Raw genomic sequence first — 16,054 nt, 5'->3', positions numbered from 1 at the left:
ATCCGATGACAAAATCAAAGACAAACCGCCAGTTTCGCCCCGTCGGCGTTCCCGACGTTTCACTGTCCGGCTTCTGGGGCAAGTGGCAGGATGCGGTATGCAATTCCACAGCCGAAACCTTGCTCGACCGGTGCGTCGAGGCAGGCATGCTGCGCGCCATCGATGTCGATCAGCCGAGCCCCGGTATCGTCATTCCCATCCAGCCGTGGGGCGGCACGACGCAGATGTTCTGGGACTCCGATCTCGGCAAATCCATCGAGACGATCGCCTATTCGCTCTACAGGCAGCCCAATCCCAAGCTCGAAGCCCGTGCGGACGCCATCATCGACCTTTATGAGAAGCTGCAGGATGAAGATGGCTATGTGAATGCGTGGTTCCAGCGTGTCCAGCCGGAGCGGCGCTGGACCAATCTGCGCGATCATCACGAACTCTATTGTGCCGGCCATCTGATGGAAGCGGCGGTTGCCTATTATCAGGCGACCGGAAAGCGGAAGCTTCTCGACGTGATGATCCGTTTTGCGGACTACATGATTAAGGTGTTCGGACATGGCGAAGGCCAGCTTCCCGGTTATTGCGGCCACGAGGAAGTAGAACTTGCGCTGGTCAAGCTTGCCCGCGTGACGGGTGAAAAGAAGTACCTGGACCTCGCAAAATTCTTTGTCGACGAGCGCGGTCGTGAGCCGCACTTCTTCACCGACGAAGCAATCCGCGATGGCCGCGATCCGGCAAGCTTCATTCAGAAGACCTACGAATACGGTCAGGCGCATCAGCCGGTGCGCGATCAGCGCAAGGTGGTGGGTCACGCCGTCCGCGCGATGTATCTCTATTCCGGCATGGCAGACATCGCCACCGAATATAATGACGATACCCTGACCGAGGCACTGGAAGCGCTCTGGGACGATCTGACGACGAAGCAGATGTACGTCACCGGCGGGATCGGTCCTGCGGCCAGCAACGAAGGCTTCACAGACTACTTCGACCTTCCGAACGACACGGCTTACGCCGAGACCTGCGCATCGGTTGGCCTCGTATTCTGGGCGAGCCGCATGCTGGGCCGAGGCCCCGACCGCCGCTACGGCGACATCATGGAGCAAGCGCTCTACAACGGCGCGCTGCCGGGCCTGTCCATCGACGGCAAGACGTTCTTCTACGACAACCCACTCGAAAGCAGCGGCAAGCATCACCGCTGGGTCTGGCACCATTGCCCCTGCTGCCCTCCGAACATCGCGCGCCTCGTGACGTCAATCGGTTCGTACATGTATGCTGCAGCCGACGATGAAATCGCGGTTCATTTGTACGGTGAAAGCAAGGCAAGCTTCAGCCTTGCAAATGGCAGCGAGGTTGAGCTGACGCAGAACACCAACTACCCGTGGGAGGGCTCGGTTGAGTTCAAGGTCGGGCTCAAGGCGCGCTCTAATTTCGCCTTGTCGCTCCGCGTGCCGGAGTGGGCTATCGGGGCAACGCTCACCATTAACGGTGAAAAGGTCGACGTTGGCTCCCATCTGGTCGACGGATATGTCCGCCTCGAACGGGAGTGGACTGACGGCGATCGCCTGGCGCTTGATCTGCCGCTGGCGCTTCGCCCGCAATATGCAAACCCCAAGGTGAGACAGGACGTCGGACGCGTGGCACTGATGCGCGGACCGCTCGTTTATTGCGCCGAGGAAGTCGACAACGGCAAGGATCTGAACGCGATCGTGCTGCCGCGACAGCTGCCAGCCGCGCAGACAAGCGTCCTTGGAGACCTGAACGGGGCCGTTGCCGTCGACGTCGAGGTCATGCGCGAGGATGCGTCGGATTGGGGGACGCCGCTTTATCGCAGCGAACCCGCCAAGCGCGCGTCCGCCAAGGCACGGTTCGTGCCTTACCATCTGTGGGATAATCGCGAGCCGGGCGAGATGCTCGTCTGGGTTCAGGCGGACAAGTAGGCGGTCAGGGGCACGACACATGAAACAGACAAGTGTCGAATTGCGTGACGTCCGCAAGAGCTACGGCAGCCTGCAAGTCGTTCACGGGATCGATCTTGCCATCGACGAAGGCGAGTTTGTCGTCTTCGTCGGTCCCTCCGGATGCGGCAAGTCGACTCTCCTGCGAATGATCGCGGGTCTTGAGGACGTGACGTCGGGAGAGATCGTGATCAAGGGCCGTGACGTCACGGATCTCGATCCATCCGAGCGCGGTATCGCCATGGTCTTCCAGTCCTATGCGCTTTATCCGCATATGAGCGTCCGCGATAATCTTGGTTTTGGATTGAAGATGGCAAACACCGACGCGGCGGAAATCGCCCGCCGCGTCGGACATGCGTCGGGTGTGCTCAAGATCGACCACCTGCTCGACCGCCGCCCGGGACAGCTTTCCGGCGGCCAACGGCAACGCGTGGCGATCGGCCGTGCGATCGTGCGCGAGCCTGATGTCTTCCTTTTCGATGAACCTCTGTCCAATCTGGACGCCGAACTGCGTGTTTCGATGCGCATCGAGATCGCCAAGCTGCATCGCAAGCTTGCGAATACGATGATTTATGTCACCCATGACCAGACGGAAGCGATGACGCTTGCGGACAAGATCGTCGTGCTGAGAGATGGCCGGATCGAGCAGACCGGCACGCCGAGGGAGGTCTACGAAAACCCCGCCAATGTCTTTGTTGCGGGCTTTATCGGCTCACCCCGAATGAACCTGCTCAATGCCGTCTGGCGCGGGGACGGCCAGCTGACCGTCGGCGGACAAAATCTTCCAGCCGAGGGTTTCGGCGGCCAGCAACCTGATATCGGAGACAAGCTGATTTTCGGGATCAGACCTGAGCACTTTCAGGTCACCGAAGGTAGCGGCGCGATCCGCGCGACGGTCGAATTCACGGAGTATCTTGGCGGGCTGCGCTACGTCTACTGCACGCTTGCGGATGGACAAAGCCTGGTTGTCGAGCAGCGCGATGGTCCTGACATTGAAGAAGGGCAGGAAATTGCGCTTTCGGCGCCATCAGACAAATGCCGTTACTTCGATGAAGCGGGAATTCGCATGCGCTAACCTCTGTCTTTTGCTGACGCCCGCAGACTTCACCGAGGGTCTGATATCCGCCTGATGTCAGGCAGATATCATCCGTTTGTCCAAATTCGCTCAGTATTTGCTCGGAACATAGAGCTCCGGCGGCAGCACCTTGCGTTCGTAGTCCGGATTGAAGACGCGGTCCGGAAGCGTGATTTCCTCGTGCGGAACATCCGTGTAGGGAATAAGCTGCAGCAGGTGGTCGATGCAGTTCAGGCGCGCGCGCTTCTTGTCGTTGCCTTCGACGATATGCCAGGGCGCTTCGGGTATATTCGTGCGCGCAAAGGTCTCTTCCTTCGCCTTGGTATAGGATTCCCAGCGAACGCGGGACTGCAGATCCATCGGCGACAATTTCCACTGCTTCAGTGGATCGTGGATGCGCACGAGAAAGCGCATCTGCTGCTCCTCGTCGGTAATGGAGAACCAATATTTGACGAGCCTGATTCCGGAGCGAACCAGCATGCGTTCGAATTCGGGAACGTCATTGAAGAACTGTTCGACCTGGTCCTCGTCGGCAAAGCCCATCACGCGTTCGACGCCGGAGCGATTGTACCAGGAGCGATCAAAGAGGACGATCTCGCCGCCGGCCGGCAGGTGCGGGACGTAGCGCTGGAAATACCACTGGGTCTTTTCACGGTCTGATGGCGCAGGCAATGCGACCACGCGAACGACACGGGGGTTGAGGCGCTGGGTGATGCGCTTGATGACACCGCCTTTTCCTGCAGAGTCGCGGCCTTCGAAAATGACGACCACTTTTTCCTTGTTGTAGACCACCCAGTCCTGAAGCTTGATCAGCTCGGACTGAAGCGCAAGGAGCGCACGGAAATAGTCAAGCCGAGGGATCGATGCCGGGTGAGCCTCGCGATAGATCTTGCGGATCGCGTCGGACAGGGCCGGCTCGGATAGTTCCAGCTCATAGTCTTCGTCGATCGTGTCGGCCAACTCGGCTTCAAGCCAGTCCTGTTGATTCATGTCAGACGGTTTCATCCTTTACCCCTCGCTGTGCCCGCACGATACGGTTGTCGGCTAACGATGCCTCGACACCAGATGCCTAAGGGCATCTAGCTTGTAAGCATGAACGCAGCATGACATCTCGCCGAAGGAGGTCAACATGCGACGATTTCGCCTGCGAGTGACCGTTTCCGAAGTGATCGCGGCTTTGATGTTGCCATGCGAAATCGCATTCGACTATAACGCTTGAACTCACCCTGGACCCGGTGAAACTCCGGGTGGCTCTTCTGGCCGCCGATCCGCCAGACAACGCACAGCCTGCAGGCCTTCCAAAACCGCTGGATAGCGGTATCAGCCAGCTTTGCGAGATCAATTCACATGCCATTATCAGCCATTCGTCGAGATTGGGGCGCCAATCCGTCGCGCGAAATTCTAGCCGGGGCGGTCGCGACCTTCGCGTTGATCCCCGAGGTCATCGCCTTTTCCTTCGTCGCCGGTGTCGATCCGGAGGTCGGGCTTTTTGCCTCCTTTGTTATCGGCATTGTCATCGCCTTCACCGGCGGCAGGCCGGCCATGGTGTCGGCTGCCGCAGGATCGGTCGCGCTCGTGGCCGCTCCGCTCGTCCATGCTCATGGGCTGCCCTATCTGCTAGCGGCCGGACTGCTCGCGGGCGCGTTCCAGATCGCCTTCGGTCTGCTTCGTCTCGGCGCTCTCATGCGGTTTGTCTCCAAATCGGTCCGCACGGGTTTCGTAAACGCGCTGGCGATCCTGATCTTCTCGGCGCAGCTGCCGCATATTCTTGGCGGCGGCTGGACTGCTTATGCCATGCTGGCGGTCGGGCTCGCGATCATCTACCTGGTTCCGCGACTTTCGACGGCAATCCCTTCGCCGCTGATCTGTATTCTCGTTTTGACGCTGGCATCCGTCTCTTTGAAGTTGCCGATCCCGACTGTTGCCGACCTCGGCAAGCTGCCCGACTCGCTTCCGTCCTTCGCATGGCCGACGGTGCCGTTGACCTGGGAAACGTTGTCGATCATCGCGCCACCCGCCCTGGCGATCGCAATGGTGGGGCTGCTGGAATCGCTGATGACGGCGAGTGTCGTCGATGATCTGACGGGCACGCCGAGCTCCAAGAACCGGGAATGCGTGGGTCTTGGAATGGCAAATGCTGCGGCCAGCCTCTTCGGCGGGATCGCCGGCTGCGGAATGATCGGACAGACCGTCAGCAATGTGAAATACGGCGGTCGCGGGCGGCTATCCACGCTCTTTGCCGGTGCCTTCCTGTTGATCCTGATGGTCCTGTTGAAGCCGTGGGTTTCCCAGGTGCCGGTCGCCGCGCTCGTGGCAATCATGGTGACGGTGTCTATCGACACCTTCGACTGGGCCTCCCTGAGGACGCTGATCGTTCATCCGAAGACATCGAGCATCGTGATGTTCTCGACTGTCATCGTGACCGTATTGAGCGCCAACCTTGCGCTTGGCGTGACGGTGGGCGTTCTCCTCAGCGGCGTCTTCTTCACCTTCAAGGTTGCGCGGCTGCTTCAGGTCAAATCCGAAGCCGACCCCGCAACTGGCAAGCTGACCTATCGCGTGTCTGGCCAGGTGTTCTTTGCATCCGCTGACATGTTCGTCGATTCCTTCGACATACAGGGGGCGGCCGAAGACGCCGTCATAATCGATGTATCCGAGGCTCATTTCTGGGATATCACGGCTGTCGCCGCCCTGGAAAAGGTCGTCGAGCGTTTCCGGAAGCACCACGCTTCTGTCGTTGTTGTCGGCTTGAATGATGCGAGTGCGACCTTGATCGGGAGCCTTGGATCGACGCCGCTGAGAGAAGTATAGAAAGAAGCCCGCCGGCTACCCGACGGGCTTTAAAACGTTTGGCGGCCAGGGACCCTAGTGCCAAGTCTGGTTATCGTACCAGCTGTCGATGTCGGTCTTCGCACGATCCTTCGCGAGGCCGTAGCGTTCCTGCAGTTTTCCTTCCAGCTGCTCTCGCTTGCCGGCGATCTGATCAAGGTCGTCGTCGGTGAGCTTTCCCCACTGTTCCTTGACCTTGCCCTTCATCTGCTTCCAGTTTCCTTCGACGCGATTCCAATCCATGGATATTCCTCCTTCTGCTTTGGATAAAATGGCAACGATGCAGGCGGGATAAGGTTTCATTTTCGCCCGGATTTGGGCGGGCGGAGGTAACCACGGCTTGTCCGGCGTATGGCCCTATGGCCTCGGGTAGGAATGATTAAATTCCTGTAATACTTACGGTTTTGCAATGAAACGGTAATCAACATTTAATTTGTAAACGAACGTTGCCGGGCGCATATAAATTTCAACGCTGATGCTTTGAGCCGGCAAGAGTAATTCCAGGAATTACCTCAAGCGGTTCTGTTCAAATTAGCGTCCAAGAGCCCCGACGCCCATTCCGAAGCTGGAAGAAGACGCCGTAACCCAACGTTTGAAGGGATACTTTGCCATGCCCAGAATTCTCCTGAAGCACCGCACCGCAGCCCTGGTCGGTGCCGCCATCGTAGCCGGTGCTGCCGCCTTGCCGTACGCCTTCGATATCAGCGCGAATGCCGCTCCGGCGGCTGTCACCGCCCCTGTTGCCAATGGCGGCTCCTTCGCTTCGGTGGTCGATGCCGACAAGCCCGCGGTCGTGACCGTGACCACCACAATGAAAGCCGATGTCAGCGATAACCAGCAGCAGGCCGCACCCGACGACGAGTTCCAACAGTTCTTCGGGCAGCAGGGCATTCCGATGCCAAAGCCGGCGCCTCACAATGAGGGCCAGCATGCCATGGCGCTCGGCTCAGGCTTCATCATCAGCCCTGATGGCGTGATCGTCACCAACAACCACGTCATCGATCATGCCATGACCATCAAGGTTACCCTCGACGATGGCACGGAGTTACCGGCAAAGCTGCTTGGCAGTGACGCCAAGTCTGACTTGGCCGTGCTGAAGATCGATGCACCGAAGCCGCTTGCCACGATCGCCTGGGGCGATTCCAACAAGCTCAAGCTTGGAGATCAGATCCTCGCAATCGGCAATCCGTTCGGCATCGGCACGACCGTAACGGCCGGTATCGTCTCGGCCCGCGGGCGTGATCTTCACAGTGGACCCTATGACGACTTCATCCAGATCGATGCGCCGATCAATCACGGCAACTCGGGCGGGCCGCTCGTCGATAGCACCGGCAATGTCGTTGGCATCAATACGGCGATCTATTCGCCGAACGGTGGCAGTGTCGGTGTCGGCTTCGCAATTCCTTCCGACGAGGCCAAGGCGATCGTTGCGAAGCTGCAGACGAGTGGCTCCATCGAGCACGGCTATCTCGGTGTCCAGATCCAGCCCGTCACCCAGGACGTTGCCGATGCAGTCGGCTTGTCGAAGGCGCAGGGAGCGCTCGTGTCTGCCGTCAGCGATGACACCCCGGCCGCGCAGGCCGGCGTAAAGCCGGGCGATATCGTCACCGCCGTCGGCCGTAGCGAAGTCAGGACGCCGAAGGATCTGTCGCGTCTGGTCGCTGATCTTGCGCCCGGTGACCAAAGAACACTGAGCGTCTGGCGCGATGGCAAGACGACGGATGTGAACGTGACGATTGCCGGCAACGATGACGGCGAACAGCAGGCCGCAGCCGATACCAAGCCGGAGGCCAACGCAGGCCCGACGATCGGTATCGGTCTTGCGAACCTGACACCGGACGCCCGGCAGGAACTTAATCTGCCGAAAGGTTCGGCCGGAGCCCTCGTCGCGAGCGTCAATCCCGACAAGCCTGCCGCGGCGGCAGGTGTCCAGGCGGGTGACGTTATCGTCGCCGTCAACGACAAGCCGGTCGCTGGCGCCAGCGACGTCAAGCATGCGGTCGCGGAAGCCGCCAAAGCCGGTCGCAAGTCGGTTCTTCTGCTGATCGAACGCAGCGGGGCCCAGACCTTCGTGGCTGTGCCTTTCAAGTCCGCCTGAGAGGCAGGACCGCATCGCAGGCCGGAGTTTCATCCAGCTCCGGCCTGATCGCTTTTGAGCGTCAGGAGCTGATCTCGGTGTCGGGCGAATTTCGCGAGGACATGTCGACTACAGCCGGCTGCCAATCCGCGAGCGCGGCGTGCAGCTCCGGGCGCGTCGGCGCTCCTATCCGACCTCCAAATCTCTGGCATTTGATGGCCGCCGCCATGGAAGACAGACGCATGATCTCTTCCATCGGCATTTGTTCCGCCAAGGTCAGCGCGAAGGTTCCGTGAAAAATGTCTCCGGCAGCCAGCGTATCGACAGCCTTGATCCGTGGCGCCTGCAGGTGGCGGACGAGCCCTCTTTTTCCATCAAACCAGTAGCAGCCCTTCTCGCCCATCGTGACGCTGATGAAGGCCTGGCTGAACCGTTCCTTGAGAGCGATGACGATCGCCAGCGGATCGTTTAATCCCGAAACTCGCTCGGCGGCGGGCTGGGAAAAGACGATGTGGGTTGCCGAGGGCGCCAACATCTCGATGATGCCGTCAGGCGCGACATCGCCATCGAGAATGGCGGGAATTCCGGCTTGCTGCGCGGCGCGCAAGGTCTGTTGCGCCAGCTGGGGCCAACGAACGTCTACGAGAACCGCATCGAAATCCGCAAGATCCTCGGCGCTGACGAAAGGGACGACGTCATGCAGGCGCCGATCATAGAAGGGCACGATCAGGCGCTCGCCGTCGTCATCGATCAGGATTGTGGACAAAGCCGAGCGGGCGCCATCGACACGCCGCATCTGGTTGGTGTTAACACCGCTGGCCTGCAGATCGCTGACGATCCGCGCGCCGGTATCATCGTTTCCGACCGCACCCCAAAGGCTGGCCTTGCCGCCAAGCCTTGTGACGGCGAAAGCAGCGCTGGAGGCCATTCCCTCGGCAATCTGCAGCATCTCATACGGCAGGACTTTGCCTTGGCCGGTGGGCATGGTGCGGACCCTGAAGAGGGTGTCTAGGACGGCCGCGCCGACGCACAGGACATGCCGTACCCGCCCCGGCTGATCGTCGGCAGTGTTCGTCACTTCACGGCACCTGCGGTAAGACCGGCAACGATCTGCCGCTGCGCGAAGACCGTCAGGATCAACACAGGCAGCGTCACGATAAGGGCCGCTGCGGCCAGCGGTCCCCAGCTGACCTGCTCGAACGAAAGCATGTTGTAGACCGCGACCGGCAAGGTGCGCGTTTCCCGGCTCGCAAGCACGATGCCGAAGACGAAGTTGTTCCAGGAAAAAATGACCGACAGGATGAAGGCGACCACGATGCCCGGCCGCGCGATCGGCAGCGCGACCAGCCGGAAGACCTGCCAGGGCGTCGCCCCGTCGATGCTCGCGGCCTCTTCGAGCTCCATCGGCGTCGTTTCGAAGTAGCCGATCATGATCCAGACGACGATCGGGACGGTCACGACCAGGTGGATAATGATCTGGGGCCAAAGCGTGCCAAGCAGGTTTAGCCATTGGAAGAGCAGGAAGAGCGGGATCAAGAAAGAGAGGCCGGGTGTCATGCGGGCGATCATGATGACGACCGCCGATTTCTCGGCCTTCAGGCGGGCTATGCCGTAGCCGGCCGGAACGCCGATCAGAAGTGCGAGCAGTGTTGCCGCCCCCGTCACCAGCACCGAATTCCAGAGATAGAGGAAGAAGTTGTTCTCCTCGAACACCTTGATGTAGTTCGACCATGCGAAGCGTTCTGGGATGAAGATCGGCGGATAGGCGCCGTTGTCGATCTCGTACTTCAAAGACAGCGAGATCATCCAGAGGAAGAACAGGATCACCGGCGAGACCATCACCAGTGCCACGAACAAAAGTCCAAGCCGATCGAGTGCCTTGCGCTTCATTAGCGTGTCTCCCCGTCGGACCAGTTGGCGCGCTGCTTGACCTTCAGCAGAATGAAGGAGAGCATGACGATCAGCACGAAGAAGATGACGGCCATGGCCGAGCCATATCCGATGTCGTAGTAGGAAAAGGCCGTGTTGTAGAGATAGATATTGATGGTCTCCGAGGCAGTGCCCGGGCCGCCTTGTGTCATCGCATAGATGATGTCGAAGCTCTTGACCGCATCGATGCTGCGGATGATGACCGCGATCATCAGGAACGGCGCGATCATCGGCAATGTCAGGTAGCGGAATTTCTGCCAGACATTTGCGCCGTCGATCTCAGCGCTTTCATAGGGCTCGCGCGGCACGGCAGCGAGTCCGCCGAGCACGATCAGCATCACAAGCGGCGTCCATTGCCAGGTCTCAACCAGCACCAGCGAGGGAATGACGCTCTTCTGGTTGTAGATCCACTCCTGCGGCCCGATGCCTATGAAGGATAGCAGGTAATTCAGGACGCCGAGTTGCGGATGAAACATCATCGTCCAGACGAGGGCGATAGCGACCGGAGTCGCCATCATCGGCATTACGAATACGCCACGCAGAAGACCGCGGAACGGAAACTGCGCGTCGAAGATGAGTGCTGCCAGTGTCCCCAAAAATAGGGGAGCGACAACCGACAGGGTCGTATAGAGCACGGTATGCCACAGCGATTCCCAGAAACGCAGGTCAACCGCCAGGCGGAGATAGTTGTCCAACCCGGCGAAGACCTGAGCCTGGCCCAGTGTCCAGCTGTTGACACTCATCCAGAGCGTGAAGACCCAGGGGAAGACGATCACAGCCGCCACAACGACCAGAGCGGGAATGACAAAAGGCCAATAGTTGGGAACAAACCGGCCCGGTTTGCTCCGCTGTTTCGCCGCGGCCTTGACCGCGGCTGTGGTTTCCATGCTCACCGAAGCCATTATCCCTCGCTTCGTGCCAGAACTGGCTCGAACTGAGCCGTGGCATTCTTCAGCTCCGCCGCAGGGTCGGCGCCGCCGATCATGTTGGTCAGGCCGACGCCATAGATGTCGCGGAACTCCGTGACCGGGATGATAACGGGCAGTGCCAGCTGCGACACCTTGGCCGAGCCTGCAACGGCATCGAGCCAGGCCGACGGCATCTTGACGCCTTCGCGTACCTTCGCATCATCAAGAACGGACTGCCGGAACGGAACGCCGGCGCCGGCCTGCAACAGACGCGCACCCATCTCGTGGGAAATGGCCCACTGGCAGAAGAGATAGGCTGCTTCCTTCTTCTGGCTGGCGGCGACCACGCCGAGGCCGTCTCCTGTCGTCGCGGCGGCCTGAGCCTTCGGGCCCTTTGGCATGACGCCGTAGCCGACCTGGCCGACGACACGGGACTTCTCTGGGTTTTCGATCGGCGGTGCGAAGCCGACGCCATCAAGCCACATGCCGATCTTGCCCTGCAGGAAGGCGGATTGGGCTTCAGCCCAGTTGAAGCCTGATACGCCGGGAGGTGCTGCCTTGGTCATCAAGCGCTGGTAGAGCTTGGCGGCTTCGATCGCCTCTTCGGAGTTGGTGCGCAGCTTGCCATCCGGCCCGAGCGGGCTCGATCCATGGCCGAGAAGCAGGGTCGTCCAGACGGGCGTGTTGGCGTTCTTCAGCCCGCGTGCAACGAAACCGTAGGTGCCCGCCGATGGATCGGTCAGTGCCTCGGCGGCGCTTGCCAGTTCATCGAAGGTGGTCGGATAGGAAAGCCCTTTCTTTTCGAAGAGCGCCTTGTTCCAGTAGATGATCCAGTAGTCGACCGAGAAGGGCAGGGAGCGCAGCACGCCATCGCTGTCCTTTGCGAAGGTCATGCCGGCCTCCGCGAAGTCGCCTTCGACGAGAGACGGATCGGTGAGCGACGGATCCTTCAGGAAACCGCTGATATCCGCAAGCCAGCCGCCCTTTTCGAATTGGCGCTTCTGGACGTGGTAGCTCATATGCACGACGTCGAAGCTCGGCTTGCCGGAGCTCAATTCAATCGTGGTCTTCTGGCGCTGCTGCTGCTCGGGTGTTGCCTCGGCGTTGACCTTGATGCCGGTCAGTTCTTCGAATTCGGAGAGATACTTGATCAGCGTTTCGCTGCGCGGGCTCTTGACCAGGTTGACTTCCAGCGTCGTGCCGGAAAAGCGCTTCCAGTCAACAGCGGCGGCAGCCGGGCGGAGGCCGGCGAGGGTGCTGGCGCCGAGTGCCGCGCTGCCGGCGAGAAAGCCGCGCCGGGTCGGGTTCAAAAATGATGATGGCATGTAACTCCTCCTCTTGTTGCCGTCGATCTCCTCATCTCCGGCTTGTTATGAACTAGATCCTCAGTGCGCGATCCCTCGCGTGGTTGATGTGCGCGGCGAGATTGCTGACGGCGTCCTCTGCCGATCGCCGCTCGATTGCTTCCAGAACCTTCAAGTGCTCTCCCATGACAGGACCAACGCGACCGTCGATGCGGAAGCGCTCTTGGCTGATCAGGCGCATCTTGATCGAGTTGACCCGATAGGCATTGGAAATGATCGTGTTTCCCAGTGCGTCGATGAAGGCGTCGTGCATGCCCCAGTCGACGACCTGGGCGCGGACTTCCAGTTCGTGCGACGCGTCGCCATTGGCGATCGCATCAGCGATGTCGCGATGCTGCTTCACGAGCTTCGCGATCGCCTCGTCGGACGCGGAGCGTGTGAACAGCGCCACCGCCTCCTTCTCCAGGAAAAGACGCAACTGAAAGGCCTCGCGAATGAGGTTCAGGTCGATGTGGGCAATCTGCAGACCGCGCTGCGGGACCGTCTTGATCAACCCTTCCGCCTCGAGACGGGGAATGAGTTCGCGGATCGCCGCAAGTGTCAGGCCCGTCAGCTCGACAAGCCGGCGCTGGGAGACGAACTGACCGGGACGGACGTCGCGCGCGAGCAGGTGGCGTGTGAAGCTCTCATACGCCTTTTCCCGCAGTGTCGGCTGTTCGTCCGTTCCGTCCATCGGCTCACCCTCGTACATGGCGCCTATGCTGCTTTGGAGCGGAAAAGTGAATCGAAGGCAAGAGCAAGCTGTTCTTGTCCCCCTTCGGATATTGAAACGAGCGGCGGGCGAACCGTAAGCCAGACGTCATCGCCGGTAAGCTGGGCCACCATGACCTTGACCGCTGCCGTGACGGGGTATTTCAGAAGCTCCAGAACGAAGTCCTCGATCCGGGCGTCGTCCGTGCCCTCTTCGGCCATCGCCCTGACTTCGTGGGGAAGGAAGTTCGCCATCCCGGATATGGCGCCTTGGCCGCCGAGCCTCACACCTTTCGCAAGATGCCGCTCATCGCCGATCAGGATGATGAGGTCTCCATGCGCCTTGAGAAGCGTTTCGGTGAACGGCCAGTCGCCTGACGAATCCTTGACGCCGGTAACCACGGCCGGAAAGGCGTTGCGAAGGCGGCCAATCAGCGAGACTGTCAACGGCACCATGGTTACGGAAGGGATGTTGTAGACGATGATGTCGCGCGCCTTGTCGCCGAGGATCGCGAACACCGCGGAGAACCAATTGAACAGTCCGTCATCGCTGACATTCTTGAAGTAGGATGGCGGGGCGAGCAGGATGTTGCGTACGCCTTGCGACAGCGCATGGCCGGTTTGTGCGGCAGCGTCTTCGGCAGCGTCGACCAGCACGCCCATGACAATGTTTCGAGGCTGGATGCCGGAACCGATGAGGGCTGCAAGAATGCGTTCCCGTTCCTGGGTGCCGACGGAGCAGCCCTCGCCCGTCGTGCCGAACAGGGTGACGCTTGCACATCCGGCTGCAAGGCTTCGTTTCGCCTGTGCGATCATCGCGTCGACGTCGATGTCACCATTGGCGTCAAACGGCGTGGCAAGCGCAACGGACAGCCCGAATTTCTCAGTCAACTTCATTCCTCCCAATTGACGGGTTAGATGTAACAGACTGACATGTTAGTTGTAAATATCTAAACTGCCACGATGATGTGGACGGGTTCAGGCGACGGGAAGGGCCCAATATCCGGCCAAATCACGGGTCCTCTCTTGCGAAGTTGGCTCGGCTGTTTCAGATACGGGGACAGATCGACCAAGGACCGGACATTTGCGGCATATTCACATCATCGGCATCGGGACCGGAAATCCGGAACACGTTACCATTCAGGCGATCAACGCGATGAATGCGGCCGATGCTGTGTTTCTCCCGACGAAGGGCGAGGGTAAAGAAGGGCTGGTGTCCGTGCGCAGAGAGATCTGCGAGCGCTACATTTCCAACCCTCGATGCTCGATCATCGACTACGAGGTTCCAAAACGTCAGACGGAAGGGCGAAGCTACGTCCAGGGCGTAGCCGAATGGCATGCCTCGCTCGCCGATAGCTATGTCGAGCTGATTCTCAGCCTTCCGCCGAACGGTGCCGGCGCCTTTCTGGTTTGGGGCGATCCGAGCCTCTACGACAGCACGATCCGCATCATCGAACGGGCCAGGGAGCGAATGGTGATCGAATTCGACTATAGCGTCGTTCCCGGCATAACGAGCGTCCAGGCGCTGACGGCAAGCCATCGCATACCCCTCAACCATGTCGGCAAGCCTGTGGAGATCACGACGGGACGGCGTCTTTCGGAGCTTGGCCTGCAATCGGAATCGACGGTCGTGATGCTCGATGGCGACCAGTCCTTTCGCAAGATCGACGAGCCTGATGCGGAGATCTTCTGGGGCGCCTACCTCGGAACGGAGGACGAAATCATCGTCTCCGGACGGTTGGGTGATGTCGCCGAGGAAATCCTGAAGGCGCGCGCCGAGGCCAGACAGCGCCACGGCTGGATCATGGATATCTACCTGCTGCGGAAGGGGCGGGATCTTGAAGAACTCTGACCCGCGCTGCCCTCCGTCCGGAGCTTGCTGACATGGCGAGCGCGCAGAGCCATCATACAGACGCTGGTGTTGTCGCCGCATCGCGAAGGGGGGCGTGTCCCAGCTTGGCCGAGCCAATGCAGACGGGTGATGGGCTGCTGGTGCGTCTGCGCTCTCGGCATGGCGTTCTCACGCTTCAACAGTGTCGGGCATTGGGAGAAGCCGCGCTCCGGTTCGGCAACGGGCTTCTTGAAATCACAGCGCGCGGCAGCATTCAAATTCGCGGCCTGACCCCTGAGAGGATCGGACCGCTGGCGGCGGCACTGCACGAGGCGGCGATCGAGATTCCGAAAGGACCGGCGATCGAACTGCCACCGCTCCATGGGCTCTTTCATGAAAACGCCAACGCCGCCGCGCTCGAAGACTTGGTGAGACAGCGACTGACTGCCCTGCTGGATTCGAAAAAGCTTGCAGCAAAACTCTCCATCGTCATCGATGGCGGTGGTCCGTTCGGACTCTCCGCCGTGCCCGCCGACATTCGCCTGGAAGCGATTGGGCCGGAACGCTGGTTGGTTTTGATCAATACGGATGGACCTAAGCCCCTCCCTGTTGCCCTCGGAAACGCCGGAGAGGCGGTTGACTGTCTTGAAAAGCTGCTGCGGTTCCTCGCCGAGAATGGCGGCGCGCGGTGGCGCGACATTCCGCCTGATCGATTGCACGCGACATTCCCGGCGTTACAGGAAAGCAGTGAGACCGTTATATTGGCTGCACCGGACGCTCCGCTCGGCCCCGTGCAGATCGATAGCGCCGCAATTGCCTATGGTCTGCGAGCCCGGTTTGGCCAGATGCGGGCAGCCGATCTGATTGGCTTCGTTGACGATATCAGCCACCTCAACATTCAGAGCCTGCGTCCGGGACCCGGTCGGTGCCTGTTCCTTGCTGGTCTGGCGAAGTCCGATATCGATACCGTCGCAGACGCAGCACGGCGTCATGGTCTGTCGACTGACGCGAATGACCCGTCGATCAAAATGGCGGCTTGCGCCGGAGCCGGAGCGTGTGCATCCGGCTATTATCACACGCGTGTGCTGGGCGAAGCCATGATCGACCGCTGGCCGGGCATTCTCGATGGCTCGCTCGCGGTTCACATGTCCGGATGCGTCAAGGGCTGCGCCGAGCGTCGTGCCGCGCTGACGTTTGCCGGTGTTGACGGCGGCTATCATGTCGTGCTTTCCGGTCGCGCTTCCGATCCGCCCGATGCACTGATCGCTGGCGGTGACGTCGAATCCGCTATAGAGAGGCTGGCGCGCCTCATAGAGGCGGAGAAACAGGGCGGCGAAACGACCGCCTCGTGCCTCGCGCGCCTCGGCAAGAAGCGCATCGTGGGCGCGCTGCGACAGGAATAGGA

The 16,054-nt window shown here is 60.3% G+C and carries 14 protein-coding genes and 1 other annotated feature; of the genes, 6 read left to right on the top strand and 8 right to left on the bottom strand.

The window, feature by feature from the left end:
- The first annotated feature begins 5 nt into the window (after positions 1-5).
- Both FZ934_RS26025 and FZ934_RS26020 read left to right on the top strand, forming a co-directional pair.
- The gene (locus FZ934_RS26025) at positions 6-1,928 is read left to right on the top strand and encodes a glycoside hydrolase family 127 protein (protein ID WP_153273669.1); all 1,923 of its coding nucleotides are present in this window, start codon (positions 6-8) and stop codon (positions 1,926-1,928) included.
- Positions 1,929-1,947: 19 nt separating this feature from the next.
- Positions 1,948-3,021: an ABC transporter ATP-binding protein gene (locus FZ934_RS26020; RefSeq protein WP_153273668.1), complete on the top strand. Its 1,074-nt coding sequence runs from the start codon at positions 1,948-1,950 to the stop codon at positions 3,019-3,021.
- 90 nt (positions 3,022-3,111) lie between these two features.
- Here FZ934_RS26020 and ppk2 read toward each other — a convergent pair whose 3' ends face one another.
- Positions 3,112-4,011, bottom strand: a complete 900-nt coding sequence (gene ppk2 / locus FZ934_RS26015) for a polyphosphate kinase 2 (RefSeq protein WP_432443641.1) — start codon at positions 4,009-4,011, stop codon at positions 3,112-3,114.
- Between the two features lie 235 nt (positions 4,012-4,246).
- Positions 4,247-4,302, top strand: a sequence feature (sul1 is cis-regulatory element that is thought to sense ions involved in sulfur or methionine metabolism; They are found in Alphaproteobacteria).
- Between the two features lie 66 nt (positions 4,303-4,368).
- Between ppk2 and FZ934_RS26010 the strand changes: the two genes are divergently transcribed.
- Positions 4,369-5,832, top strand: a complete 1,464-nt coding sequence (locus tag FZ934_RS26010; RefSeq protein WP_153273667.1) for a SulP family inorganic anion transporter — start codon at positions 4,369-4,371, stop codon at positions 5,830-5,832.
- A 54-nt stretch (positions 5,833-5,886) separates the two neighbouring features.
- On the opposite strand, the gene FZ934_RS26005 is transcribed toward FZ934_RS26010, so the two are convergent.
- A complete protein-coding gene (locus tag FZ934_RS26005) occupies positions 5,887-6,093 on the bottom strand; it encodes a CsbD family protein (protein WP_153273666.1) in 207 nt (68 codons plus the stop codon).
- Between the two features lie 367 nt (positions 6,094-6,460).
- Here FZ934_RS26005 and FZ934_RS26000 point away from each other — a divergent pair, with 367 nt between their 5' ends.
- Positions 6,461-7,948 (top strand): DegQ family serine endoprotease, encoded by a 1,488-nt coding sequence (locus FZ934_RS26000; protein ID WP_153273665.1) that lies wholly within the window; start codon positions 6,461-6,463, stop codon positions 7,946-7,948.
- A gap of 61 nt (positions 7,949-8,009) precedes the next feature.
- Here the strand turns inward: FZ934_RS26000 and FZ934_RS25995 are convergent, their stop codons facing one another.
- The 6 genes from FZ934_RS25995 to FZ934_RS25970 are packed head-to-tail and all read right to left on the bottom strand — an operon-like array spanning position 8,010 to position 13,709.
- Positions 8,010-9,005 (bottom strand): sugar kinase, encoded by a 996-nt coding sequence (locus FZ934_RS25995; RefSeq protein WP_153273664.1) that lies wholly within the window; start codon positions 9,003-9,005, stop codon positions 8,010-8,012.
- Entirely contained in the window at positions 9,002-9,817 is an 816-nt protein-coding gene (locus FZ934_RS25990) for a carbohydrate ABC transporter permease (protein WP_153273663.1), read from the bottom strand. The genes FZ934_RS25995 and FZ934_RS25990 overlap by 4 nt, the downstream gene beginning before the upstream one ends.
- Positions 9,817-10,758, bottom strand: coding sequence for a carbohydrate ABC transporter permease (locus tag FZ934_RS25985; RefSeq protein WP_153273662.1), 942 nt, complete (start codon positions 10,756-10,758; stop codon positions 9,817-9,819). The genes FZ934_RS25990 and FZ934_RS25985 overlap by 1 nt, the downstream gene beginning before the upstream one ends.
- A complete protein-coding gene (locus FZ934_RS25980) occupies positions 10,758-12,089 on the bottom strand; it encodes an ABC transporter substrate-binding protein (RefSeq protein WP_153273661.1) in 1,332 nt (443 codons plus the stop codon). Before FZ934_RS25980 ends, FZ934_RS25985 begins: the two co-directional genes overlap by 1 nt.
- Before the next feature lie 52 nt (positions 12,090-12,141).
- Positions 12,142-12,819, bottom strand: a complete 678-nt coding sequence (locus FZ934_RS25975) for a GntR family transcriptional regulator (protein WP_246737952.1) — start codon at positions 12,817-12,819, stop codon at positions 12,142-12,144.
- A gap of 5 nt (positions 12,820-12,824) precedes the next feature.
- Complete coding sequence (locus FZ934_RS25970) at positions 12,825-13,709, bottom strand: dihydrodipicolinate synthase family protein (RefSeq protein WP_153273660.1); 885 nt, start codon at positions 13,707-13,709, stop codon at positions 12,825-12,827.
- 193 nt (positions 13,710-13,902) lie between these two features.
- Between FZ934_RS25970 and cobF the strand changes: the two genes are divergently transcribed.
- The gene (gene cobF / locus FZ934_RS25965; RefSeq protein ID WP_153273659.1) at positions 13,903-14,670 is read left to right on the top strand and encodes a precorrin-6A synthase (deacetylating); all 768 of its coding nucleotides are present in this window, start codon (positions 13,903-13,905) and stop codon (positions 14,668-14,670) included.
- A gap of 116 nt (positions 14,671-14,786) precedes the next feature.
- Complete coding sequence (locus tag FZ934_RS25960; protein WP_246737951.1) at positions 14,787-16,052, top strand: precorrin-3B synthase; 1,266 nt, start codon at positions 14,787-14,789, stop codon at positions 16,050-16,052.
- Positions 16,053-16,054 lie beyond the last annotated feature (2 nt).

The organism is Rhizobium grahamii (genome assembly GCF_009498215.1).
GTDB classification, from domain to species: Bacteria; Pseudomonadota; Alphaproteobacteria; order Rhizobiales; family Rhizobiaceae; genus Rhizobium; species Rhizobium grahamii_A.
This window is presented reverse-complemented; position numbering and strand designations above follow the sequence as displayed.